Source organism: Luteimonas sp. GW821-FHT14E02 (genome assembly GCF_058803905.1).
Map to the genome: position 1 here is coordinate 178,131 of NZ_JBXAPK010000002.1, position 23,836 is coordinate 201,966.

The following is a 23,836-nucleotide window of genomic DNA, read 5'->3' on the forward strand; positions in this document are numbered from 1 at the left end:
TCGGCAATCCCGGCCGCGCGTCGTTCCGATAGCGGTCGGGTAGGTCGCGACCGCAGTGGGGACCGAGGACGAACCGCGCATCGATGTCGTCGCCGGCGTCATCACCGACGCTACCGGTCGTATCCTGCTTGCGCGCCGTACCGACGGCCGCGACCTCGCTGGTTTATGGGAATTCCCTGGCGGCAAGCGCGAGCCGGGCGAAACGCCCGAGCAGGCGCTGATCCGCGAGCTCGACGAAGAACTCGGTATTCAAGTCGAAGTCGGCGATCCCATCATCGCCGTGCCGCAGCGCTATCCGCACAAGCGTCTGCGCCTGGACGTGCGCCGTATCGAGCGCTGGCGTGGCAAACCGCGCGGCAACGAAGGGCAGGCCCTGGCCTGGGTGCCGCCGGCCAAGCTTCCCACTTATTCCATGCCGCCCGCCGATCGTCCGGTCGTCGCGGCATTGTTGCAGCCGGATCGTTATCTGGTTACACCACAGCCGGACAAGAGCGACGCCGAATGGCTTGAGAATCTCGACCGTTCGCTTGCGGCCGGCATTCGTCGAGTGCAGTTGCGTCTTCCCGATATTCCCGCACTACGTCGCGAGCGGCTGATTCACGATGCAGTGGATCGTTGCCGTGCCGCTAATGTGGAAGTGCTGGTTAATGGCGATGTGGCACTTGCTTCCAAGCTCGAGGCTGGCTTGCATCTTCGCGCAACACAGCTGCGGGAGTGCAAGGAGCGTCCCATTGCAGACGACATTCCATTTGCAGCCTCATGTCACGACGAAACCGAACTTCGAATGGCTGAAGCGTTGGGGTGTGATTTCGTAGTCCTAGGCCCCTTGAAGCCAACGCTTACCCACCCTGACGCAAAGGGTATCGGCTGGGCACATTTCGAGCATCTGCGAGAGATTGTTTCACTCCCTATGTATGGAATCGGTGGCCTCAAGGTGGGCGATCTCGACATCGCTCGCCGACATGGAGCTCAAGGGATCGCCGCAATCCGTGGTTTGGTATTTCCATGAAATAATCGATGGTTATAGGTAAGCTTGAAGGAAGCGGCATGCCTGACTATGATCCGCCGACGACATCAGTGCAGCATCGGGCGTGAGCGATAACCATGAAATCTTCATCAGTTGGTATGGGAGCGTTGCTTGCTGTGCTGGTCTTCATGGGAGGATGTCGGCGAGATTCTGAGGGGCAGGCGGCTCCGCGAAAGACACCAGAGGCTTCGCAACCGCTCGCTGTTCAGGATGTTCAGGTCGGTACAAATCTGGCCGAAGCGCAGCCATTGACGACGACGAAGCCAATACATGTTTCGATCTCAGTGAAAGGGACCGGCGCCAAGACATCACAGTTGAAAGCCAAGCTCTTCAATTTACGGCGGGGGCAAGTCGCTGGCGAATTTACAAAAGAGATTGGTAAAGTCGCGCCTGACAAGATCGATTTTGAGTTCCAGAATCCTGGGGAATGGGAGCCGGGCCGCTATCTGATTGAATTGACGTTGGATGGCAAGCTGCTGAAACACCAGGAGCTGGACGTCTTCAAGACGGAAAACGATCCGGCAACAACAGACAACTAAGCTCATTCGTCCGTGAGTGTTTCTAGGAACGCGAGGAGTTGCCGTTTCTCATCGACAGTCAGATTGATCTGGCGCCCTCGTGCGAGGCTGCGGTAGTAGATTTCTTGTTCGACAGCGGCAGGCAGTGTTGGGGCGCTTCCATCGTGCATATAGGGAGCGGTCTCGGCTACATTGCGTAGCGAAGGTGTGCGGAAAGCGCCTAGATCACTAGGTTTTTGTGTGATGGCGAAACGACCAAGTTCAGCTAGCTTGCCGTCGCTCAGGATTGCCTCGCCAAGGGGCTTGCCTTGTTTCTCCAAGGCTCGGAGTCTGACCAACATCGGCGCGATGTTGCCGGCCACTTTATCGAAACCGATTCCGGTGTGGTGATATGCATGGTCGGTAAGCGTGACGGGTGCGTCCGTTAAGCGATGGCACTCTGCACAACCAGCCTTCCCTTGGAATAGAGCAAGTCCGTTTCGTTCATCTCCATTCAAAGTCGCTTTACCAGTTAGTGATTGATGGTAACGGCTCCGCGTGGTCGGAAGGGAGCGGATGTAGGCGGATAGCGCTTCCGCGATGCCGTCCGTATCGGGGGGGTGATTGAAAGCTTTCTGAAAAGTCGAGGCGTACTCGGCATCCTCGCTTATCCGCTGCATCAACGATTCTGTTCCGGGCAATCCCATTTCGACGGAATTAGTGAAAGGCTGAAGGACGACTTTCTGCAGAACCGTTTCCCGCCCATCCCAAAAGAAAGCTGTACTCCCATTCACATTGAGCAGGCTGGTCGCATTGCGGGTGCCGACGCGCCCCAAAGCGCCCACGGATGTGGGTATGGCCTGCGTAAAGTGCCGCTTCGGGTCATGACAAGTCGCGCAGCTTACCTGCCCATCGGCGCTTAAAGTGGTATCAAAGAACAGTCTTTTACCCAATTCAGCTTTTGCGGCCATATTCGTCGGTGTGGGAGCACTGCAACTGGCAAGAGCCCACACTAGCCCTGGCACGACAAGCATGCGGAAGAAGCTGTGTGTGAAGAAGCCACTCCGCAGTCCCATGATTTGTTGCGAGGGTCTTGTGATCGCCATCTCGCTACAGTAATTTGGGCGTGGGGAATTTGCCAATGTGGCAAAGGGGACGTCTGCCAGGTGGCAGCCGGGCCACGGATGCCCCCTCGTTAGGGGGCCTAATGGGGATTGGGCATGACGAATCGTCGGTTCGGGCATGTAGCCGTCAGCGTGTCGGCTGCAGGGGAGCATCTCAGCACCGGTTGGCAGCGATGGAGGCAGACGGTTGTCTGGGCCTTGCTCGCGTGCCTGCTCACTGCAACCTGGGCGACATTCGCGGTGACGCGGGTATACGACGGCAATAGTCGTTTGATCGCCGAAGCCAACGATGCAGGGCAAGCCGCCCGCTATCACTATGACGATCTCGGCAACCTCGTGAGGACCGAGCGCCTAGCGGTTGATGATTTGGCGATCTTCGCATTTGCGCCACGCAGTGGCGGCGCTGGCGTGGTGGTCAACATCAAGGGGCATGGTTTCAGCCCGAATCCCACCGCCAATGCGGTGTCGTTCAATGGAGTGCCGGCTTCAGTTGCCACGGCGACAACCTCGGATCTCACGGTCACCGTGCCGGTCGGCGCGACCACCGGCCCGATCAGCGTGACGGTCGGGAGCCAGACGGTGACGAGCGAGGACATCTTCACCATCGATCCGAACGCGAAGCCGCCCGCGATTACATCGGTCACGCCTCTGATTGCCGCCGCCGGAACCTCGGTCACCGTCAGCGGCCAACATCTGGCGCCCGTTTCCAATCAGACCGATGTCTACCTCGGCAAGCGTTTCGCTGCGCCATCCGTTCTCGCCGATTCGGAAATCGTATTCCCTGTGCCTGCGCGGGCGGGCAGCGGACGCGTGACGGTGACGACGCCCTACGGCACGGCGATCAGCGCGGAGGAAGTCGTGGTCGCGCCGCCGGGCATTGCGGTGGCGAATATCGCGCAGGTCAAGCGCCTCGCGGTGGATGGTGCGGCGGAAGAGTTCTCTGTCACGACGGCTGGACAGTATGCCGCTGTGCTTTTCGATGGCGAGGCGGGAGATTACCTGAGCCTGCAATCTTCGGGCCTGAATGTCTCCAGTGTCACGTATTGGGCCTATGACAGCTCAAACACGTGGGTCCAAAAGCCCACGACGCAGTTGCAGACAAATGAGGACACCTTTAGGCCAGATTATCCGACCGGACATTTGCCGATGTTGCCGGTGACGGGAACGTACCTGCTGCTCATGAAGCCAAGTGCAGTTCCAGCGATGTGGAACATGCGGATCGAACGTTCGAAGGTCATCCAGATCAATGCAACGCCGCTGGAGATCACTACCGCTGTGAAAGGCGAGGAGAAGCGGCTGGTCTTTGATGCTGTTGCTGGGCAAAAGCTCGGTTTGGGGATCAGTGATCTGCTGACACACGAATCAACAGGTTCGACAAAAGTCAATGTCAACAGACCATTTGGATTTCAGGACGCATCGCAAACCTGTTACGCGAGCAACGGTGGCTGCGACCTTAATTTGACCGCTTCGGTGACGGGGCGATACACCATCGAGATCATCCCGCCATGGGATCAGAGCCCGCGGACATTGAATTTCAAGATCGGGCTGTCCACGGAAGTGGTCACGGAATTACAACCGGGAATCCCTTTTGATCTGAATATTGCGCGCAGAGGGCAAAACGGACGAATGAGCTTTGCCGGAACCGCAGGGCAGATGCTGTCGGTCAATGTGGCGGGGCAAGTGACGGTGCCGGGAGTCACTAACAATCCCTATTATCCTGCAGATGTGTACTACAGCGTTTACAAGCCAGATGGCACCCTGTTTCGCAGTGCTGAGGTCAACGATGGCGAGTATGCGCTGAATCTTCCCACGTTACCGGAAAGCGGTAACTACACGATCTTTGTCGACCCCAAGTTCGGCAGCACCATGACTGCGCAATTGGTGCTGGATACGCAGGGCACGATCCAGCTGGACGGCGACCCGGTGAGCTACAGCACGACGGTGATCGATAAGAATGCCTACTTCACGTTCAAGCTGGAGACTGACTCGCCGAGTCTGGGGCTTGGACTCAGTAATGGAACGGGCGGATCGATGACGATGCGTGTCTTCCGCCCAGACGGGAGTTCGTTGGGAGGCCGTTCTGGCTGCGGAGACCGGTGCGAGTGGAATGTGCCCGCTTTGCCGGCAGGCATGTACAGCATTGAGGTGGATCCCACGTCGGTGAATGGGACGGCGAACTTCACGCTCACGTTGTCAACGGATGTCACCAGTGTGCTGCAACGGGATGTGGTTTATGGCCTGAATCTGCCGCGACGCGGGCAGAACGCGAAATTGACGTTTGACGCGACAGCAGGAGAAACATTGGCGCTGCAGCTGTGGAGCGTGGTCAAAGCACCCAACGATCAGTTGAATTACATCGTCTACAAGCCAGATGGTGGGGTGCTGACCTCAGGCAGCATCGGTTCCAGTTTGCTATTGCAGATGAAGGTGCTGCCGGTAAGCGGGACGTATACCGTGCTCATCGACCCGATGTATGGCGGCACCGTGACGGGTCAGGTTCTGCTATCGACTGGGACAGCCAGCGGCCTGGTGATCGACGGTGCCAGTGCAACTTTCGAATCCGCTGGCCCCGAGCAGCGAGGATATTTCGCATTCGATGCGACCGAGGGCCAGGATCTTGGGCTTGGGATCAGCGATCTCATCACGCCAGGATCGACCAGTTCGGTCTCTGTGCGGGCCTATAAGCCAGATGGGACCTCATTGCTATCCACGAGTTGCTTTGAGAAAAACCAAGGGTGCGATCTGAATCTGAATGACCTGGCGGCCGGACGCTATGGCATCGTTGTGGAGACGTCCAATGCCGGAGACCGGACGATGCGATTCAAGTTGACATTGTCCACGCCAGTTGTGAGGCAGGTGCAGGAAGACACGGCATCTGGCCTGAGCATCGCGCGCAGAGGGCAGAACGGGAAACTCACTTTCTCCGGCATTGAGGGGCAAATGCTTGCGCTCCACGTGGACGGCCAAGCGACCACACCCCAATCCTCTGACACCAATTATCCCCAGGAAGTGTCTTACTCTGTTTACAACCCAGATGGCACGCTGTTGAGAAGTGGTGCTGCCGATGACGGGGACTCCGTGTTGCCGTTGCCTACGCTGCCGGCGAGCGGGACGTATACAATCGTTGTGGATCCGGCCAAAGGCGCCACGTCAACCGCGCAATTTTTTCTCTCGGGCGACACCAATCTCAGCATTGACGGGCCTGCCACTGTCTATACAGGCACCACTGCGGGGGCGCGAGCCTACTTCACGTTCAAAGTGCCAGCAGACGATACGAATCTCGGACTCGGCGTGACGGAAGGTACCGGCGCAGCGGCGAATCTCTACGTCTATCGTCCGGATGGAAGCTCTGCAGCTGGAAGTCAGTCTTCGTGCGCCACCCGATGCGAAGCCGATCTCAGCAATCTGGCAGCGGGGATGTACAGCGTCGAGATGCGGCCGGGCAGTGCGAGCAGCACCTTGAGTTTCAAGGTCACGCTCTCCACGGATGTGCCCGGAACCCTGCAGCGAGGGGTCCCCTTCGGGGTCAACCTGCAACGGCCCGGCCAGAATCAGCGCTTGACATTCTCCGGCACGACAGGGGAGTTGCTCAAACTCCAGGCTGGCCCGCAATCGACCACACCAGCGGGCGGGTACGTGTGGTATCGGGTGTACAAGCCTGATGGTGCGAGTTTGACAAGTGGTGCGACTACGTCCTCCACGACCATCAGTGTGCCGTCGCTTCCGGTCGACGGCACCTATGCCGTGCTGGTCGATCCCGAGCTTGGATCGCTTGCGACTTCGTCGGTGACGATCACGGAGCAAACCCCATGAATCGTGACTGGCTGGAACAGGAACAAGGAACAGCGAAGATGAATCGTCGCAGATGGAAGATCGTACTGGCCGGCATACTGGTCGGTTTGCTGGCGGCAGGCAGTGCGTCCAGCCATGTGGACAACGTCAGCGCACCGCTCGTCGTCGCCGACAAACCCGCGGCACCCACGGTGGTCGCCGTGGAACGCCATCTACTCCTGGCTTCGCAGCGGGAACTGCGCCTGAGCCGGAATGGCGATCAGTTGTCGCTGTGGGATCTTGCGCGTAACCGACAGCTTTACAGTCTCCCTGTGTCGCCGCGCCGCGCCGGTGCGAGCCTGACACCGCTCTCGAGTGGGCGGGTGCTGATTTGGGGCGGGCAGGATGCGCGCGGTGTTGGGCAGCCAGGTGGTCTGTGGTTTGCGCCTGACCAAAAGGCGCTCACATCTGCGGCGGATCTGACGTTGTCACCGCGATCGGGACACACGGCAACTGTGCTGAGCGATGGCCGGGTGCTGTTCGCCGGTGGTGTACCTGAATCCCTGCCCGCGGAACTTTGGGATGAGCGCGACAACCGGGCGGTTGCGCTGTTCGAGGATTCGCGCATCGGGCGCTGGGGCCATCAGGCCAAGCTGCTGGCGGACGGCAATGTCTTGATCTCGAACGGAGTCGACGGAGTGGGGGATCCTGCCACTCGCGCAATGATGTTCGATGTGACATCCGGTCGCTTCTCGAAGGTCCGTGATTGGAAGTCGGCCCTCGCCCGATCGGCTCCCGGCGTCGCGGCTTCGCTACCCACGCAGGGTGCGGATGCGGTTGGCGTGAATGCGCGCCTGGCATTGCGTTTCACCCAAAACGTCCGCCTGGAAGATTTGAACGCCACCCACTTCACCCTGATCGGGCCGGGTGGCAGCGCGCGGTTGCAGGTCCGCGCTGCCGAGGAGGGGCGGCTGGCGTTCGTACAGCCGGAGCAGACCTTGTTCCCGGGCTCCAAGTACACCTTGCTGGTGGACGGTGTGCGGACGGCGACGGGCAAGCCAATGCCGCTGGTGGCGCTTGATTTCAAGACCGAAGCCTTGGGCGTCGCCAACACCGATGCCAGCGCAGGGACGACCGCAGGAGCAAAGCGGAGTTGTGCCGGGGGCTTCGACAGTCTCGCCTGCCGGCCCCAGAGCCGCATGCAGGAGGGCATCTGGACGCCGGGGCGGGACAATACCGAAAACCGCTGGCGCATCTATGGGCCGGCGCTGGAACCTCAGCACGACGTCGATCTTGCACAGCTCGCGAAGAACTTGCACGTCACGACCTTGCGCGGCCGCGTGGTGCGTGTGGATCAAAAACCAGTGGCGGGCGTTGAAGTCAGTATCGGCAAGGAGATCACCCAAACCGATGCGCAAGGCTGGTTCACCCTGCTCGGTGTGCCGAACGGGCGGCAGGAACTATATGTGGACGGCAGTGCCGTCCGGCGCAAGGGAGAGGAGTACGGTCAATTCGTCGTGGGCGTCGACGTCGAACGCGGCAAGTTGAACGAACTGCCCTACGTGATGTACCTGCCGCGCATTGCCGCGCGTGACAAGATCAAGATTGCCTCCCCTCTGGCCAAGGACACGGTCCTGACCCATCCGGATATGCCGGGGCTGACGATCGAGATTCCGGCCGGCACCGTGCTGCGCGATAGGAAAGGCAAGCTAGTGACCGAACTGGCGATCGTACCGACGCCGGTCAACCGTGCGCCGTTCCCGGTGCCGGAAAACTATCCGCTCTATTTCACGTTGGAACCCGGCGGGGCCGTGGTCCAGGGCCTGACGCCGGAAAGCGCCAAGGGTGTCCGCGTCAGCTATCCCAACTACGACGGTCTCCCCAAGGGAACGCTGGCCGATTTCTGGATCTACGATCCGAAGGATGGATGGCACGTCTACGGCAAGGGAGAAGTCAACAAGGACGGCAGCCGATTTGCGCCGGAAGTCGGCGTGGCGCTCTACCAAACGATGGGCGGCAGCTATCGGCCGACGCTCAACACTAACGATCCGGCGTCGGAAGAAGGCAAGCCCCCATGCAGTGAGGCGTGCGGCTCGGTCGGTAGTGGCAGCGGCGCCACCGCAGGCGATCCGATCGATCTTCGGACAGGTGATTTTGACTACCACGAAACCGATATCGCCATCACCGATTTCCTGCCGATCACACTCGAACGCAGCTATCGGGCCAATGACACGATGCAGCGCGACTTCGGCATCGCGACGGCGGCGCAGTTCAACTACAAGCTGACCGTGCCTGCGTGGGATGACACGAACACGCTTAAATTGACCTTGCCGAACGGCGTGCCGATTCCGTTCACTCGCGTCTCCGGTCAAGGGATGAACGGAATGTGGCGGCAGACGGGATCCTCGACTGGCTACAGCGGTGCAGTGATCACTCTAGATGGGGGCAAGTATCAGCTGCTGTTCCAAGATGGATCGGGGCTGTATTTCGATCACCATTCGCCCAATTATCTGAATTGGATGGAGGACCGGTTCGGCAATCGGATCGAGTTCATCCGTGATGCCGGGCTCGTGACCCGCATTGTCTCGCCCAACGGGCGCTACATCGCGCTGGAACACGACACGAAGAACCGGATCAAGGTGGCCAAGGACCATACGGGTCGCCGGTGGCAATACGACTACGACACCAACGGTTTCCTGGCGAAGGTGACCTACCCGGACAACACCTTTAAGCAATACGCGTATACATTCTCCACGCTGCTTGATACGGCGTGCCCGCCGAGCGTGTCCCACTACACGTGCGGCTACATCGAGCTACAAAAGGCCGTTGGTAATCCGATCAATCAGCATGGCATTGTCTCGATCACTGATCAGCGTGGTCACCGCCTTCTATTCAACGAGTTCGAGCCGCTCCCATTGTTCCCGAAGTGGGTTGGTCGGGTGATCAAGCAGACGCGGGCCGACAACGGCGTGATCACTATCGATTACGAACATATCGACGACAGGTATCCAGGCTACGGCACACTTGTCACGAACGCAGATGGGAGCAAGCGTCGGATCGCCTTTGATCAGAATCATCTGTATCCGAAGGTAGATGTGGTCGGTTATGGAACGCCAGAGGAGCAGGCCTATCAATTTGAGCGGGACAGTTATGGTCGGATCACGGCCAGAATCGACCCTCTTAATCGTCGAATGGAGTATCGCTACAACAGCGACGGTCAGATCAGCCGAGTAGCGTCGCTCGCTGGGACGTCGCAGGAGCGCGCTATCACTCTTGCGTACAACGCGACCGGCGATCTTGAAAGCATGACTGATTCCTTGGCCAGGAAGATACGCCTTGAGTATGAGAGTGGCTGTTTGTCCGCTTTCGAAAACACACTTGAGTACCGCTATAGCTTTACTTGCAACAGTGCGGGACAACTCACCAGCGTGAAGGATCCGCTGGAGCGCACTAGCGTTCTATCGTATGACGGTGCGGATCTTGTCCGGGTCGCGGATCCTATGGGACGCCAGATTTCCTACCGCTACGATGCGCTGGGACGCCAGGTGGCGGCACAGGATCCCAGCGGTAATGTCGTGTGGCGTGAATTCGATGCGATGGATCGCATCAAGAAGATTTATGACGCGAGAGGCAAGGCGACCGAGTTCGACTATGACGGCAACGGCAATCTGGAGGCCGTGCTTCTGCCTAACGGCGCGGGCGTCACGTATGACTATGACGAGCGCGATCGCCTCAAGACTCGGACCGATGCTTTGGGGCAGAAGGAGCAATGGACCTACGACTTTGGCGACCAAGTCGAAACGTATACCGACAGAAAGCTGCAGAAGACCACGTTTGACTACGACGCAGTCGGTCGGTTGAAGACTACGATCTTTGGTGATGGAAGCTCCGCAACCGCAACATATGATGCTGCAAACCGCTTGCGTAGCTTGGTCGACACTGGCTCCGGCCCCCTGAGCTGGGACTATAACGATTTTGACGAGCTGATTAAGACGACCTCAGCGCAGGGAATCATTACCTACGGCTACGACGATGTCGGCCGACGCAAGGAAATGATCGCGGGTAGCCAACCGAAGGTTGAGTATCGTTACGATGACGCGGATCGGATCCGGCAGATACTACAAGGAAGCGAGGTAGTCACCTTCGACTATGATGAGGTCGACAGGCTGACGAAAACAACATTGCCCAACGGGGTGAAGTCAGGCTACGCCTACAACGATGCGGATCAGCTAACGGGTATTGCCTGGTTGAAGGCCAACGACAGCCACATTGGTGATCTTGGTTATGGCTACGATGCTCAGGGCAAGTTAGCGGCTCAGACCGGGAGCTTCGTTAGCCAGAGCTTGCCGCCAGAGAGTAGCGGCAGCTTCGATGACAACAATCGGCAGACACAATACAACGGTCAAAGCTTGAGCCACGATGCCAATGGCAATCTGACGGGAGACGGCGCTCGGACCTATATCTGGAATGCGCGCAACCAGCTGGCTCAGATCAAGCAGGGCACCAGTATTATTGCAGCTTATCAATACGACGCTCTTGGTCGCAGGATTAGCAGGTCCGAAGGCGGGCGGGAGACGTCGTATCTTTATGACGGGCCGGACATCGTGCAGGAAACCAGTGCTGGGGTCACCAATCCGATACTGACGGGGCTGGGCATTGATGAACGCTATGCTAGAAACGATATCGGTGGAAGGACGTATTTCCTCACGGATATGCTGGGGAACATTCGAGCATTGACAGATTCTAGCGGAAATGCGGTGCAGCGTTACGACTACACAGCTTATGGTTTAACACAAGCAAGTATAAATAACTTCAGCAACCCATATCGCTATACAGGAAGAGAGCAGGATAGTTCCGGGCTGTACTATTACCGAGCTCGGTATTACCACCCTGAAATGGGGCGTTTCATTAGCGAAGACAGCTATGGCCTCGCTGCAGGAGATTTGAATTTCTATGCATATGCACTGGGGGACCCAGTCCATCACAATGATCCATCCGGGCATGTTGTTCAGTTTCTGTTGGCGGCATGGGGTTTGATAGAGCTCGGATTATCGATTTATGATTTATATGAAACTGGTAAAACGCTGCTTGATCCTTGTGCAAGTGGTGCTGAGAAGTCAATGGCTGCCGGCCTACTTTTGTTCGGGATGGTCATGCCTGGAGGAGGGTATAGTAAAGCAAAGGATATACCGTGGATTACACCAGGATCTCTCCCTCATTTAGATGAAAGAAATCTCATAGAGATATTGGAGCATATTGATAATGGGACAAAACCTATTGGAGATCTTGCAAAGAAGTGGGGGAGCCAGTTTAAAAATTGGGGGGGCGATTTGCCTGGTCCTAGTGGAGGTTCTTCCCCATATCTTGAGTATCGAGTTGCCCCATCTATAGGCCAGAAAGGCGCTGGAACCAACAGAGTTGTGGTGAATAGTCAAACAGGCGAAATGTACTATACGTGGACGCACTATGGGGCTGCAGGCATACCACCATTTGTGCGAATTAGGTAGAAACTATGTTGAACATGACAGGCGTTGTAAGCGTCGACAGGAAAGATGCAGAAGATCTTCTTAAGAAAGGTATAAATAGCGGATGGAGAGTGTTTTGTTTGCCTGGTGGGATTAAAACAAAAGATGGTTTTTTTGAAGGCATTAGAAGTGTAATCCCATTAGATCCTCCATTGTGCAGCAATTACAGCTGGGACGCTCTAGAAGATTCCTTATGGGGGGGGCTCGATCATCTCGAAGAAAAGGGCATAGTGATCGTATGGCCTGAATCGTTGATTCTTCGAGATTCTTCAGTGGAAGATTACTTTATGATTCAAAACATTTTTAATGGCTTGGTCGAGTCGCTGAGTGATGCTCAGGCGACAATTGGAAAGACAAAGATGGTGCTTGTTTTGAAAATAGAATAGGCTGCATATCCACTTTGGCGTGCGTGCAAAAAAGCGTAGCAGTAGTGAGGGCGATCAGCTTATGGATAAAGTGAGTTGGCGGTAACTAATATCGAATGCCTTGGTATAGATGTCGAGTGTAAATATGTTTCCACTGTTAACGATTATGTCATCGGCTATTGCCAGACGCTCTTTGCGCGTCGCCTGTGCGGCGATCATCTGGAGGGCAAGAGCACTATCGATGCCATCACGCTGTAACAGGCGTGTTTTCTGCATAGCAGTTGGGGCATCAACAACAAGGACACGTTGTAGCCAAGGATAAGTGCCGTATCCGCCACTTTCAGCGAGCAGAGGGATGGCTGCGATCGCGTAAGAACTAGTGGCGGTAACACAAGCGACTTGTAAGGCAGCGCGGACACGTGGGTGAATAATGGCCTCTAAACGGCGGCGTGCTGCTTCATCGGCGAAGACGCGACGGCGCATCGCTGCGCGATTGAGTGTGCCGTTGGAATCCAGCGCTTCCGTGCCAAAAACAGCTGCGACTTCAGCCAAGCCCTCACTGCCCGGCGCTACTACCTCTCGCGCGACGACATCGGCATCGACTACGACGATACCGAGCGCCTCGAAACGTCGCGACACTTCACTTTTCCCGGAGGCGATGCCGCCGGTCAGTCCCACCACGAAATCGGCCATGGACGCATTCTCGCCCGAAACGCCGTAAAGGGTATGGCTAGGGTTTCACGTAGCTCATGTACGCCGCGATGATCGGTTCGCCCCACATGAAGACGATCCAGCAGGCGATGGCGAGGTAGGGGCCGAACGGGATCGGGGTGGCGCGGTCACGGCCCTTGGCGGCCAGCCAGATCGATCCGATGATCGCGCCGACCAGGGAGGAGATCAGGATGGTCGGCAGGATGCCCTTCAGACCAACCCAGGCGCCGATGGCGGCCAGCAGTTTGAAGTCGCCGTGGCCCATGCCTTCCTTGCCGGTGATCTGTTTGAACAGCCACCAGACGGTCCACAGGCTGAGATAGCCGATGATCGCGCCGACCAGTGCCGGCTTCGCGGGCATGTAGAGGTTGTCGATATTGCCGATCAGGCCGAGCCACATCAGCGGCAGCGTGAGCTGGTCGGGCAGGAGCTGGGTGCGCAGGTCGATGCCGGTCAGGGCGATCAGGAAGCAGGTCAGCACGATCGCGCCGAAGCCCTGCCAGCCGAAGCCCCATTGCCAGACGCAGGCCAGCACCAGCAGCATCGTCAGCAACTCCACGAGCGGGTACTGCAGCGAGATGGGCGTCTTGCAGTTGCGGCAACGTCCGCGCAGCACCAGATAGCTGACGACAGGGATGTTCTCGTACCACGACAGCTGATGACCGCAATGCGGGCAATGCGAGCGCTCCACGACGATGCCGGGGGGCGGCGGGTCGTAGAGCTCGGGTTCGCCGAGGATTTCGCGGCTGTCGTTCTTCCACTGCCATTCCAGCCGCTTGGGCAGGCGCAGGATCACGACGTTGAGGAAGCTGCCCAGCGCCAGCCCCAGACAGGCTGCGGCGGGATAGCCGAGTGCGGGGTTTTGGTCGAGGAATGCCATTCTGGGAGTTCGGGTGCTTCCGTGGCGGCGATCGCAAGTGCGGGAATCCGGCGACTTTAAGTGTCCGGCCGGGAAAAGTCACTGGATGGCCAGCCGTTCGGCTGTTGAGGGCTCGCTTGTGGCGAGGCGGGCGTAGAGAAGCGTTCAGTTGCCATCTGCAGCAGCGCGCTTGTGGCTGCAGATGGCAAGAAGATGAGCGATCGCTTTATCCGACGACCGACGCGAGCTTGAAGATAGGCAAGTACATGCCGATCACCAAGCCGCCAACGACCACGCCGATGAAGACCATGATCAGCGGCTCGATCAGGCTGGCAAGCGCATCCACCGCGTTGTTGACTTCCTGCTCGTAGAACTCGGCTACCTTGAACAGCATGGTGTCGAGCGCACCCGCTTCTTCGCCGATGGAGGTCATCTGCGTGACCATGTGCGGGAAGAGATTGGTCTGCTTCATCGCCATGTTGACCTGATAGCCGACCGCGACGTCATCGCGCATCCGCAGCACCGCCTTTTCGTAGACGGTGTTGCCCGTGGCGCCGGCGACGGATTCCAGCGCCTCGACCAGCGGCACGCCGGCCTTGAACGTCACTGCCAGGGTACGCGCGAAACGGGCGATGGCGCTGTTGTGCATGATCTGGCCGATCACGGGGACCTTGAGGATCGCGCGATCGACGGCATGCTGGAACGCAGGCGAACGTTTGAAGGCGTAGATGCTCACGCCGATACCGCCTGCGATGAGGATCAACAGCAGCCACCACCAGCTCACCATGAACTGCGAGACCGCGATGATCATCTGAGTGAAGGCGGGCAATTCTGCTCCGAAGCTCTGGAAGACTTCCTCGAAGGTCGGCACGACGTAGATCAGCAGGATCGCGCTCACGATCAGCGCCACCGCGATCACCATCGCCGGATAGAACAGGGCCTTCTTGATCTTGCCCTTCAGGGTCTCGATGTTTTCCTTGTAGGTGGCGATGGTGTCGAGCACCGTTTCCAGCACACCCGAGGATTCGCCTGCGCGCACGAGGTTGCGGTACAGCTCGTCGAACTGCACCGGATGCTTGGCCATCGCTTCGTGGATCGAGGATCCGTTTTCGATGTCCGTGCGCAGACTGTTCACCATCGTCTGCATCTTCGGATTCTTGTTGCCGTTGCCGATGATTTCGAGGGCCTGCACGATCGGCACGCCCGACTTCATCATCGTGGCGATCTGGCGGCTGAAGATCGCGATGTCCTTGGACTTGATCTTGCTGCCGGCGCTGCCGAAGAGCGGCTTGCTCTTGGGTTTGACCACTGTCGGCGTGATGCCCTGGCGACGCAGTTCGGCGCGCAGCAGGTTGGCGCTCTTCGACGTCTGTTCGCCCTTCATCTTGACGCCGCGCTTGTCGGTGCCTTGCCAGACGAACGTGTTGAGGTTGACGCCCTGACGTGCGGGCGCGGCGGTCTTGGCGACGCTACGAGTTACAGCCATGCTTGGATTCCCCTGGTCCGGCGTCCGTGCGCTGGATTTCAATATTCCTCAATAGTAGCGGGTTACGGTTGCGATTGATGGATGCGAATGTGACGGCTGGCATGGATTGATACGAAGCGTCGTCCCCATGTGACGCATTCGGTCAGTCCTTGGTGACGCGGTTGATCTCAGCGAGGCTGGTGACGCCCGCCTTGATCTTGTCCAGCGCGGATCGGCGCAGGTCGCGCACGCCCGCGGCGGTCGCGGCCTCGGCGATCTGCAGTGCGCTGCCCCCTTGCAGCACGATCGTCTGGATCTGTTCGCTCATCGGCATCACTTGGTAGATGCCGACGCGTCCCTTGTAGCCTTCGGTGCATTCATTGCAGCCCACGGCTTCGAAGAGTTCGATGCCCTCCTGGATTTCTTCGTCGGTGAAGCCTTCGGCCAGCAGGGCATGACCTGGCAATTCCATCGGGCGCTTGCAGTTGTTGCACAGGCGCCGCGCCAGGCGCTGGGCAATCACCAGCGTGACGGAGCTGGTGATGTTGTAGGGGGCCACACCCATGTTCATCAGACGTGCGATGGTTTGCGGCGCATCGTTGGTGTGCAGGGTCGACAGCACCATGTGACCGGTTTGTGCGGCCTTGACCGCGATCTCCGCGGTTTCCAGATCGCGGATCTCGCCGACCATGATCACGTCCGGGTCCTGACGCAGGAAGCTGCGCAGGGCGGCGGCGAACGTCATGCCGCGCTTGACGTTCATCTGTACCTGGTTGATGCCGGGGACGCGGATTTCGACCGGATCCTCGACTGTGGAGATGTTGCGCTGATCGTCGTTGAGCAGGTTGAGCGCGGTGTACAGCGATACCGTCTTGCCCGAACCGGTCGGGCCTGTGACCAGGACCATGCCGTAGGGCTTGCTCACAGCATCGACGAACAGCTGCTTCTGCTCGGGCTCGTAACCGAGCTTCTCGATGCCAAGCTTGACCGCACCGCCATCGAGGATACGCAGCACCACTTTTTCGCCGAAGAGAGTAGGCAGGGTGCTGACACGGAAGTCGATCTGCCGTGTCTTGCTGATGCGCAGCTTGATGCGGCCATCCTGCGGAACGCGCTTTTCGGCGATGTCCAGTTGCGCCATGACCTTCAGGCGCGCGGTGATGCGTGGGTTGAGCTTGACTGGAATCTTCACCACCTGCTTGAGCAGGCCGTCGATACGAAGGCGGACGCGATAATCGTGTTCGTAAGGTTCGAAGTGGATGTCGGAGGCGCCGCGGCGGATTGCATCCACCAGCACCTTGTTGACGAATTTCACGACGGGTGCGTCATCGCCCTTGGAGTCGACGATAGCGTCGGCGTCGAGATCATCGCCGGTGCCGACGTCGAGGGGATCGAATCCGCTGTTGTCGTTGAGCGCATCCCCGAGCATGTCGCCGCTTTCCATCCAGCGCTCGGTGGTGCGGCGGAGGATTTCCTCGTCGACAAGGATTGGTTCCACTGTGAGATTGGTATGGAACCTGATCTCGTCCAGTGCGTGGTGATCGCTGGGATCGGATGTGCCGACGAAGAGCTTGTTGCCGCGTTTGAACAGCGGCAGCACGCCATGCTTTTGCAGGAGGTCTTCCCGGACCAGCTTGAGCGCGTGTTGGCTCTCGTCCATCGCCGCGGGGTCGAAGATGGGCATGCCGAACTCGATGGAGTTGGCTGCCGCCATCTGCGCCGCCGTGACGAGTTTGTGTTCCCGCAGATAAGCCGCGATCTGCTTGCGTTCGCGCGTCGCTGTATCAAGCGCGTTGCGCGCCGTAGCTTCGTCCAGGACGCCGTCCAGCACCAGCCGCCGAGCGATGCCGGTGATGCCGACGAGATTGGCTGTCGGGACTGCGTTCATACCCTTCGACCCGTTCCCCTATGTTGAGACTTTACCGCAATCCGGCGATGACGGTGTGATTTCGAGCTGGATCTAACATTGCGAGCGCAATGAAGCCCGGAAAAGAAAAACCCCGCCAGAAAGGCGGGGTTTGTGATCGTGCCTAGCCTGAGAATCTTAAGGAGCAGCAGCAACTGGGCAACCAGTCGCAGCGAAACGGTCTTCAGTGGTACTAGAGCAAGCCCAAGAGCCTGTCGCGGAATCGCGAGTCCAGACAACAGTGTCGCCTGCCACTTTAGTGGAAGCAGAGTTGCCAAGCGTGGCAGTAATGGTGACATTTGCATCGGCCGTCATCGGATTTGGGGCAATCACAGGGACGCCGGTGTGCGCTGCATCCGGGAGCGGATCCCCTTGGGATGCGCCGGTCAAAATGCTAGAAGCGGTGGCGCCAGGATTGCAATTGGTCGGGCCAGCTGCAGCGGTGATGTTGACCTTGCCATTGTTGAAACAATCTTCTACGACTGTTTTCAATTGCCCTGCCTCACCCATGGCGCGGGTGACCTGCGAACGAGCGACATAGTTCTGGTACTGCGGAATCGCAATCGCGGCCAGGATGGCGATGATCGCAACGACGATCATCAGTTCGATCAGGGTAAAGCCCTGCTGCTTCTTCATGCGTGTATTCCCCTCAGAAGGTGGTGGTTGGATGCTTCACATGCCGCATGCGCAGCATTCCCGTCCGTTGAGTCAGCCGGGCGCATAGCACGTGCGCTGGGGAGTAAGCATGAGCCGTGCCAACTCGGCAACGTCTTGCATCTTGGTTCCGATCTGTTGGGGCAGTCACGGAAAGAACCCCGACAGGCTTTGTCACTAATGACGCGTTGCGTCAGTTTTCAGAGCCTGAAGTGACGCGTTTTGCCAGCTTGGATCGTGGAAAAAATCACGAAGCGTGATTGGCATCGACAATTTGGTGGCGCGCGATCGAGCCGTTCTTCGTTCCCGCCAACTGATCCGCGACGGGTCGCGTCAGTCGATGCCGAGTTTTTTCAGCTTGTAGCGCAATGCGCGGAAGCTGATGCCGAGCGCGGCGGCGGCCTTGGTCTTGTTGTAGCGGTTTTCCTGCAGGGCCTGCTGGATGGCCGCGCGCTCGATTTCTTCGATGTAGGAGGGCAGGGCGCTGCTGGCGGTGTCGCGCGGGCTCAGGGTGCGAGGATCCGGAGCGGCGACGGCCGGCGATGTTGCAGCCGCGGGACTTCTTGGAGACACGACGGCCACGGTCGGCAGGCGCAGATCGGTTGCATTGATGGCGTCGTTGTCGGCCAGGGCCAGGGCGCGTTCGAGGATGTTTTCCAGTTCGCGCACGTTGCCGGGGAAGCCATAGGTTTCCAGCGCCGACAGCGCGCTGTCGGACAGCTTCGGCGCCGACCGCTGCATCGCTTGAGCGAGGCGTTGCAGGATGGCCTGCGACAGCAGTGAAAGATCGCCGCCGCGATCGCGCAGCGGCGGCACGTGCAGTTCGATGACGTTGATGCGGTAGTAGAGGTCGTGGCGGAAGCGGCCGTCGGCGACCAGGGCGGCGAGATCCTTGTGGGTGGCCGAGAGCAGGCGCACGTCCACCGGCACTTCGCTGGAGGAGCCGACCGGCCGCACCGTCTTCTCCTGGATCGCGCGCAGCAGCTTGACCTGCATCGGCAGCGGCAGCTCGGCCACTTCGTCCAGGAACAGCGTGCCGCCGTCGGCGGCCTGGAACAGGCCGGGCTTGTCGGCATGGGCACCGGTGAAGCTGCCTTTCTTGTGGCCGAAGAATTCGCTTTCCATCAGCTCGGCCGGGATCGCGCCACAGTTGACCGGTACGAACGGCCCGCCGGCGCGCGCTCCCTGGGCGTGGATGGTGCGGGCGACCAGTTCCTTGCCAGTGCCCGACTCGCCGGTGATGTGCACCGGCGCCTGGCTGCGCGCCACCTTGGCGATGGTTTCGCGCAGGCCGACCATGGCTTCGGAATTACCAAGCAGCCGGCTGCTTTCCTCCGGCTGCGCGCGGCGGCGCTGGTTGAGATCGAGCGCCTGCCGCACCAGGCCGCGCAGCACGTTGATGTCGACCGGCTTGCTGACGAAATCGAAGGCGCCGGCCTTGAGCGCTTCCACCGCGGCTTCGACGTTGCCGTAGGCGGTGATCATTGCCACCGGCGTGTTGGGGAATCGGGTGCTGATCTCGCTGACCAGTTCCAGGCCCGAACCGTCGGGCAGGCGCATGTCGGTGAGGCACAGGTCGTAGCTGACGGTCGACAGCATCTCGCGCGCGACGCCGAGCGTGGGCGCGGTATCGGTGCGCAGCCCCATGCGGCCGAGGGTCAGGACCAGCAGCTCGCGGATATCGTGCTCGTCGTCGACGATCAGGACGCTGCGGGTCTCACTCATTCGCACACCTTATATATGCAAGGCCGGGTGACCAGTTACGTCGATTTTATGCTTTTGCAAGCCGATCAGTGCATGGCGCACGATTTGGACGCGTTTTTGTGACCGGCGCTACAACGGTAACACCGAGTCCGGGCCGGGCAGAGTGATGCGGAAGCAGGCGCCGCCAGCGGGGACCGCTACGTAGTCGAGACTGGCGCCGTTGGCGTGGCAGAGCTCGCGGGCGATGTACAGGCCGAGGCCGGTGCCGTGCTCGGAGGTGGTGAAGAACGGTCGGAACAGCTGCGCCACGACGGCGTCGGGAATGCCGGGGCCACGGTCGAGCACTTCCAGCACCGGCATGTTGCCGCGCGCCTCCACGCGCAGGATCACGCGCGCGGGCGCGCCGGGCATGCGGCCGTAGCGCAGCGCGTTCTGCACCAGCACGGTGAGGATTTGCTGCAGGTGGCGCGGATCGACCAGGGCCGGCTGCGAGCCGGCGGCGCTGCTCATCGACAGGCTGTCGACGTCCGGCGGCATGCTCTGGCGGAATTCCTCGAGGAAGCGGCGCACGAAGTCGACCAGATCCAGATGCTCGGCATGCGCGCGCTCGCGCCGCGCCAGTCCGAGCACGCTCTCGACGATGGCGTTGGTGCGCATGCATTGCTGATGCACGATGTCGAGCAGGCGCCGGTCGGGCGTGGAGATCTCGTTCGACTCCTGCAGCAATTGCGTGGCGTAGCTGATGGCCGCGAGCGGATTGCGGATTTCGTGGGCGAGGCTGGCGGAGAAGCGGCCCATCGCCGCCAGCGTCAGCGACTCGGCACGGCGCGAGACCATCGAGGCATCGTCGAGGAACACCAGCGTGGTCTCGCCCTTGGCCAGCAGCCGCGCGAACCGCGGCAGCACTTCGATGCGCTCGTCGCCGATCTGCAGCGGCGTGTCGTCGATTTCGCCGCCGGCCTGCCAGGCCTGCAGGCGATCGGCCAGCTCCGGCGCCATGATGCGCAGGTTGCGCGGCTTCTGCGCCGCCTGCTCCTCGCGCGATTCGCCGAGCAGCAGCAGCGCGGCCTCATTGGCGAGCCGCACGAAACCGCCGCCATCCACCACCAGCACGCCGGTGCGCATGCGGCGGATGATCAGGCCGTTGACCTCGGTGAGATTGGCCGCCTCGGCGCTGCGCTGTTCGGCTAGCTCCTGGCTTTCGCGGATCTGCCGGCCGAGCAGGTTGCTGAAGGTGGCGATGGCGAAGAAGCTCACCGAGAACATCAGCACTTCCGCCAGCGGGCGGTCGTAGGCGTCGGCGCTCAGGCTGTTCCAGAGGTATTCGCCGATCAGCGCCAGCACGGCGGCGGTGGCGACGGCCAGGCCGAGTTCGATCCGCACCAGCAGCGCCGCGGCGCCGACGTTGAACATCAGCATCATCGCCACGCCCGGACCGGCGCCGGGCAGGGCGTGGGTGATCAGGGCGGCGACGGTGATGTCGAGCACGGCGCCGATCAGGGCCTGCGACCGGGGCGACGCCGCCGAATGGCGCGCATACAGCACCAGCACCAGGGCCATCGGCGCGTAGGCGAAGGCCACGGATTCCGCGAGCAGGGCGTCGCGCGGCTCGCCGATGAAGGCGCCAGCCGGGCTGAACACCATCAGCGCCAGCAGCGAGGCTTCGAGCAGGCGGTACAGCGCGAACAGATACAGTTCGCGGCCGAGCGCACTGGGTTCGGGGCGGCGCTTAGACGATGCCATATTGGCGTCGCCTGCCGTTCCGGACGTCCGGCCATGGATGGCCGGGTCGGGGTTTCCGAAGTCGGGGGAGTTGCGCCATGGATGGCATCCTAATCCGGGCAGGCTCCGCCGGCCATCGATGCGGGCAGGAGCGGTACGCCTTTTTGCGGGAGCATGCAATTTTGCCGACAGCCCCCCCATCGGCGAGAATACATGCCCCGTCCGCACCCCCTGGCTGCCCAGGCAGCATCGCGCTGCGGGCGATTCGTTCCCCACGACCGGACCCCACATGAATTTCCACGAATACCAGGCGAAGCAGTTGTTTGCCGACTACGGCATTGCAGTCCCGGCCGGGCGCGTCGCGCGCACGCCGGAAGAAGCGGTGGACGCCGCGAAGGCCATCGGCGGCGACTTCTGGGTAGTGAAAGCGCAGATCCACGCAGGCGGCCGCGGCAAGGCCGGCGGCGTCAAGCTCGCCAAGACCCTGGATGAAGTGCGCGAATACGCCAAGGGCATGCTCGGCACCAAGATGGCCACCTACCAGTCGGCCGGTGTCGCATTGCCGGTGGACACGGTGCTCGTCACCCAGGCCACCGACATCGCCCAGGAGCTCTACCTCTCCGTGCTGGTCGACCGCGGCACGCAGTCGGTCACCTTCATTGCCTCCGCCGACGGCGGCGTCGAGATCGAGAAGACCGCGGTGGAGAACCCCGACGCGATCCAGACCCTGCACGTCAACTTCGTCCAGGGCCTGCAGCCCTACCAGTGCCGCGACCTCGGCTTCGCGCTCGGCCTGACCGCCAAGCAGGTCAACCAGCTGACCAAGATCATGCTGGGCCTGTACAAGCTGTTCAACGAGAAGGACCTGGCGCTGGTCGAACTCAACCCGCTGGCGATCCTCACCAGTGGTGACCTCGCCGTGCTCGACGGCAAGATCAACTCCGACGACAACGCTTCGTTCCGCCATCCCGAACTCGTCGCGATGCGCGATATCCGCCAGGAAGACGAGACCGAGGTGCGCGCCAGCCAGTACGACCTCAACTACGTGACCATGGACGGCAACATCGGCTGCATGGTCAACGGCGCGGGCTTGGCGATGGCGACGATGGACGTGATCAAGCTGAGCGGCGGCGAGCCGGCCAACTTCCTCGACGTCGGCGGCGGCGCCACCAAGGAGCGCGTCACCGAGGCGTTCAAGCTGATCCTCTCCTCCGACAGCGTGAAGGCGATCTTCGTCAACATCTTCGGCGGCATCGTCCGCTGCGACATGATCGCCGAAGGCATCATCGCCGCGGTGAAGGAAGTGGACGTCAAGGTGCCGGTGGTGGTGCGTCTGGAAGGCACCAATGTCGAGGAAGGCAAGGCGCTCCTGGCCGGCAGCGGCCTGGCGATCACGCCCGCCGACGACATCAACGACGGCGCCAAGAAAGCGGTCGAGGCCGTGAAGAAGGCCGCGTGACGTCACCGTAGGGCGGGCCCAGGCCCGCCGCACCGAACCGTAAACCGTAGGGCGGGCCTTGGCCCGCCGCACCGATCCGATGGCGGGCCAAGGCCCGCCCTACAGGAATAATCGCAATGTCCGTTTTGATCAACAAAAACACCAAAGTCATCGTGCAGGGCTTCACCGGCCAGCAGGGCACCTTCCACGCCGAACAGATGCTCGAGTACGGCACCAAGGTCGTCGGCGGCGTGACCCCCGGCAAGGGCGGCACCGAACACCTCGGCCTGCCCGTGTTCAACACCGTGGCCGAAGCCGTCTCCGAAACCGGCGCCGACGCCTCGGTCATCTACGTGCCGCCGCCGTTCGCGGCCGACGCGATCCTCGAAGCGGCCGATGCCGGCATCAAGGTCATCGTCTGCATCACCGAGGGCATTCCGGTGCTCGACATGCTGCGCGTGAAGAACACCCTGAAGGGCTACGACGACGCCGTGCTGATCGGCCCCAACTGCCCGGGCGTGATCACGCCGGGCGAATGCAAGATCGGCATCATGCCGGGCCACATCCACAAGCCGGGCAAGGTGGGCATCGTCTCGCGCTCTGGCACGCTGACGTATGAAGCGGTCAAGCAGACCACCGACGCCGGTCTCGGCCAGAGCACCTGCATCGGCATCGGCGGCGACCCGATCAACGGCACCAACTTCATCCAGGCGCTCAAGCTTTTTCAGGATGATCCGCAGACCGAGGGCATCATCATGGTCGGCGAGATCGGCGGTTCCGCCGAAGAGGAAGCGGCCGAGTTCATCAGCCAGTACGTCACCAAGCCGGTGGTCGGCTTCATCGCCGGCGCCTCGGCGCCGAAGGGCAAGCGCATGGGCCATGCCGGTGCGATCGCCTCCGGCGGCGCGGGCACGGCCGAAGGCAAGTTCGCCGCGCTGGAGAAGGCCGGCGTGACCACGGTGAAGTCGCCGGGCGATCTGGGGGCCGCGATCGCGAAGCGACTCGGCCACTGATCTGGCCATACCCGGCATGCGGATGCACTGGACAGTCATCGCCACAAGGAATGAT

The 23,836-nt window shown here is 60.4% G+C and carries 15 protein-coding genes; 7 read left to right on the plus strand and 8 right to left on the minus strand.

From position 1 onward, the window contains the following. Window positions 1-55: 55 nt before the first annotated feature. Window positions 56-1,009: a Nudix family hydrolase gene (locus tag AC1RNP_RS03860; RefSeq protein WP_493049933.1), complete on the plus strand. Its 954-nt coding sequence runs from the start codon at window positions 56-58 to the stop codon at window positions 1,007-1,009. A gap of 95 nt (window positions 1,010-1,104) precedes the next feature. Next, window positions 1,105-1,566, plus strand: a complete 462-nt coding sequence (locus AC1RNP_RS03865; RefSeq protein WP_493049934.1) for a hypothetical protein — start codon at window positions 1,105-1,107, stop codon at window positions 1,564-1,566. A 2-nt stretch (window positions 1,567-1,568) separates the two neighbouring features. On the opposite strand, the gene AC1RNP_RS03870 is transcribed toward AC1RNP_RS03865, so the two are convergent. Then, on the minus strand, window positions 1,569-2,630 hold the full coding sequence (locus tag AC1RNP_RS03870) for a cytochrome-c peroxidase (RefSeq protein WP_493049935.1): 1,062 nt from the start codon (window positions 2,628-2,630) through the stop codon (window positions 1,569-1,571). Window positions 2,631-2,744: 114 nt separating this feature from the next. Between AC1RNP_RS03870 and AC1RNP_RS03875 the strand changes: the two genes are divergently transcribed. Genes AC1RNP_RS03875 through AC1RNP_RS03885 form a run of 3 tightly spaced genes read left to right on the plus strand, consistent with a single transcriptional unit; the run spans window position 2,745 to window position 12,330 of the window. Further along, the gene (locus AC1RNP_RS03875; RefSeq protein ID WP_493049936.1) at window positions 2,745-6,461 is read left to right on the plus strand and encodes an IPT/TIG domain-containing protein; all 3,717 of its coding nucleotides are present in this window, start codon (window positions 2,745-2,747) and stop codon (window positions 6,459-6,461) included. Further along, the gene (locus AC1RNP_RS03880) at window positions 6,458-11,926 is read left to right on the plus strand and encodes an RHS repeat-associated core domain-containing protein (protein WP_493049937.1); all 5,469 of its coding nucleotides are present in this window, start codon (window positions 6,458-6,460) and stop codon (window positions 11,924-11,926) included. The genes AC1RNP_RS03875 and AC1RNP_RS03880 overlap by 4 nt, the downstream gene beginning before the upstream one ends. A gap of 14 nt (window positions 11,927-11,940) precedes the next feature. Beyond that, window positions 11,941-12,330, plus strand: a complete 390-nt coding sequence (locus AC1RNP_RS03885) for a barstar family protein (protein ID WP_493049938.1) — start codon at window positions 11,941-11,943, stop codon at window positions 12,328-12,330. A gap of 54 nt (window positions 12,331-12,384) precedes the next feature. On the opposite strand, the gene coaE is transcribed toward AC1RNP_RS03885, so the two are convergent. From coaE to AC1RNP_RS03920, 7 genes are all read right to left on the minus strand, one after another. Beyond that, complete coding sequence (gene coaE, locus AC1RNP_RS03890) at window positions 12,385-13,002, minus strand: dephospho-CoA kinase (RefSeq protein WP_493049939.1); 618 nt, start codon at window positions 13,000-13,002, stop codon at window positions 12,385-12,387. A 37-nt stretch (window positions 13,003-13,039) separates the two neighbouring features. Continuing rightward, window positions 13,040-13,900 carry a prepilin peptidase gene (locus AC1RNP_RS03895; protein ID WP_493049940.1) on the minus strand — a complete coding sequence of 287 codons (861 nt, stop codon included), beginning with the start codon at window positions 13,898-13,900 and terminating at the stop codon, window positions 13,040-13,042. 205 nt (window positions 13,901-14,105) lie between these two features. Further along, window positions 14,106-15,263: a type II secretion system F family protein gene (locus tag AC1RNP_RS03900; RefSeq protein ID WP_493050280.1), complete on the minus strand. Its 1,158-nt coding sequence runs from the start codon at window positions 15,261-15,263 to the stop codon at window positions 14,106-14,108. Window positions 15,264-15,507: 244 nt separating this feature from the next. Further along, window positions 15,508-17,232, minus strand: coding sequence for a type IV-A pilus assembly ATPase PilB (gene pilB / locus AC1RNP_RS03905; RefSeq protein WP_493049941.1), 1,725 nt, complete (start codon window positions 17,230-17,232; stop codon window positions 15,508-15,510). Window positions 17,233-17,388: 156 nt separating this feature from the next. Beyond that, entirely contained in the window at window positions 17,389-17,886 is a 498-nt protein-coding gene (locus tag AC1RNP_RS03910) for a pilin (RefSeq protein WP_493049942.1), read from the minus strand. 351 nt (window positions 17,887-18,237) lie between these two features. After that, entirely contained in the window at window positions 18,238-19,629 is a 1,392-nt protein-coding gene (locus AC1RNP_RS03915; RefSeq protein WP_493049943.1) for a sigma-54-dependent transcriptional regulator, read from the minus strand. Window positions 19,630-19,737: 108 nt separating this feature from the next. Continuing rightward, window positions 19,738-21,351, minus strand: a complete 1,614-nt coding sequence (locus AC1RNP_RS03920; RefSeq protein WP_493049944.1) for a sensor histidine kinase — start codon at window positions 21,349-21,351, stop codon at window positions 19,738-19,740. 268 nt (window positions 21,352-21,619) lie between these two features. Between AC1RNP_RS03920 and sucC the strand changes: the two genes are divergently transcribed. Continuing rightward, on the plus strand, window positions 21,620-22,789 hold the full coding sequence (sucC, locus tag AC1RNP_RS03925; RefSeq protein ID WP_493049945.1) for an ADP-forming succinate--CoA ligase subunit beta: 1,170 nt from the start codon (window positions 21,620-21,622) through the stop codon (window positions 22,787-22,789). Window positions 22,790-22,905: 116 nt separating this feature from the next. After that, window positions 22,906-23,781: a succinate--CoA ligase subunit alpha gene (gene sucD, locus AC1RNP_RS03930; protein WP_493049946.1), complete on the plus strand. Its 876-nt coding sequence runs from the start codon at window positions 22,906-22,908 to the stop codon at window positions 23,779-23,781. Window positions 23,782-23,836 lie beyond the last annotated feature (55 nt).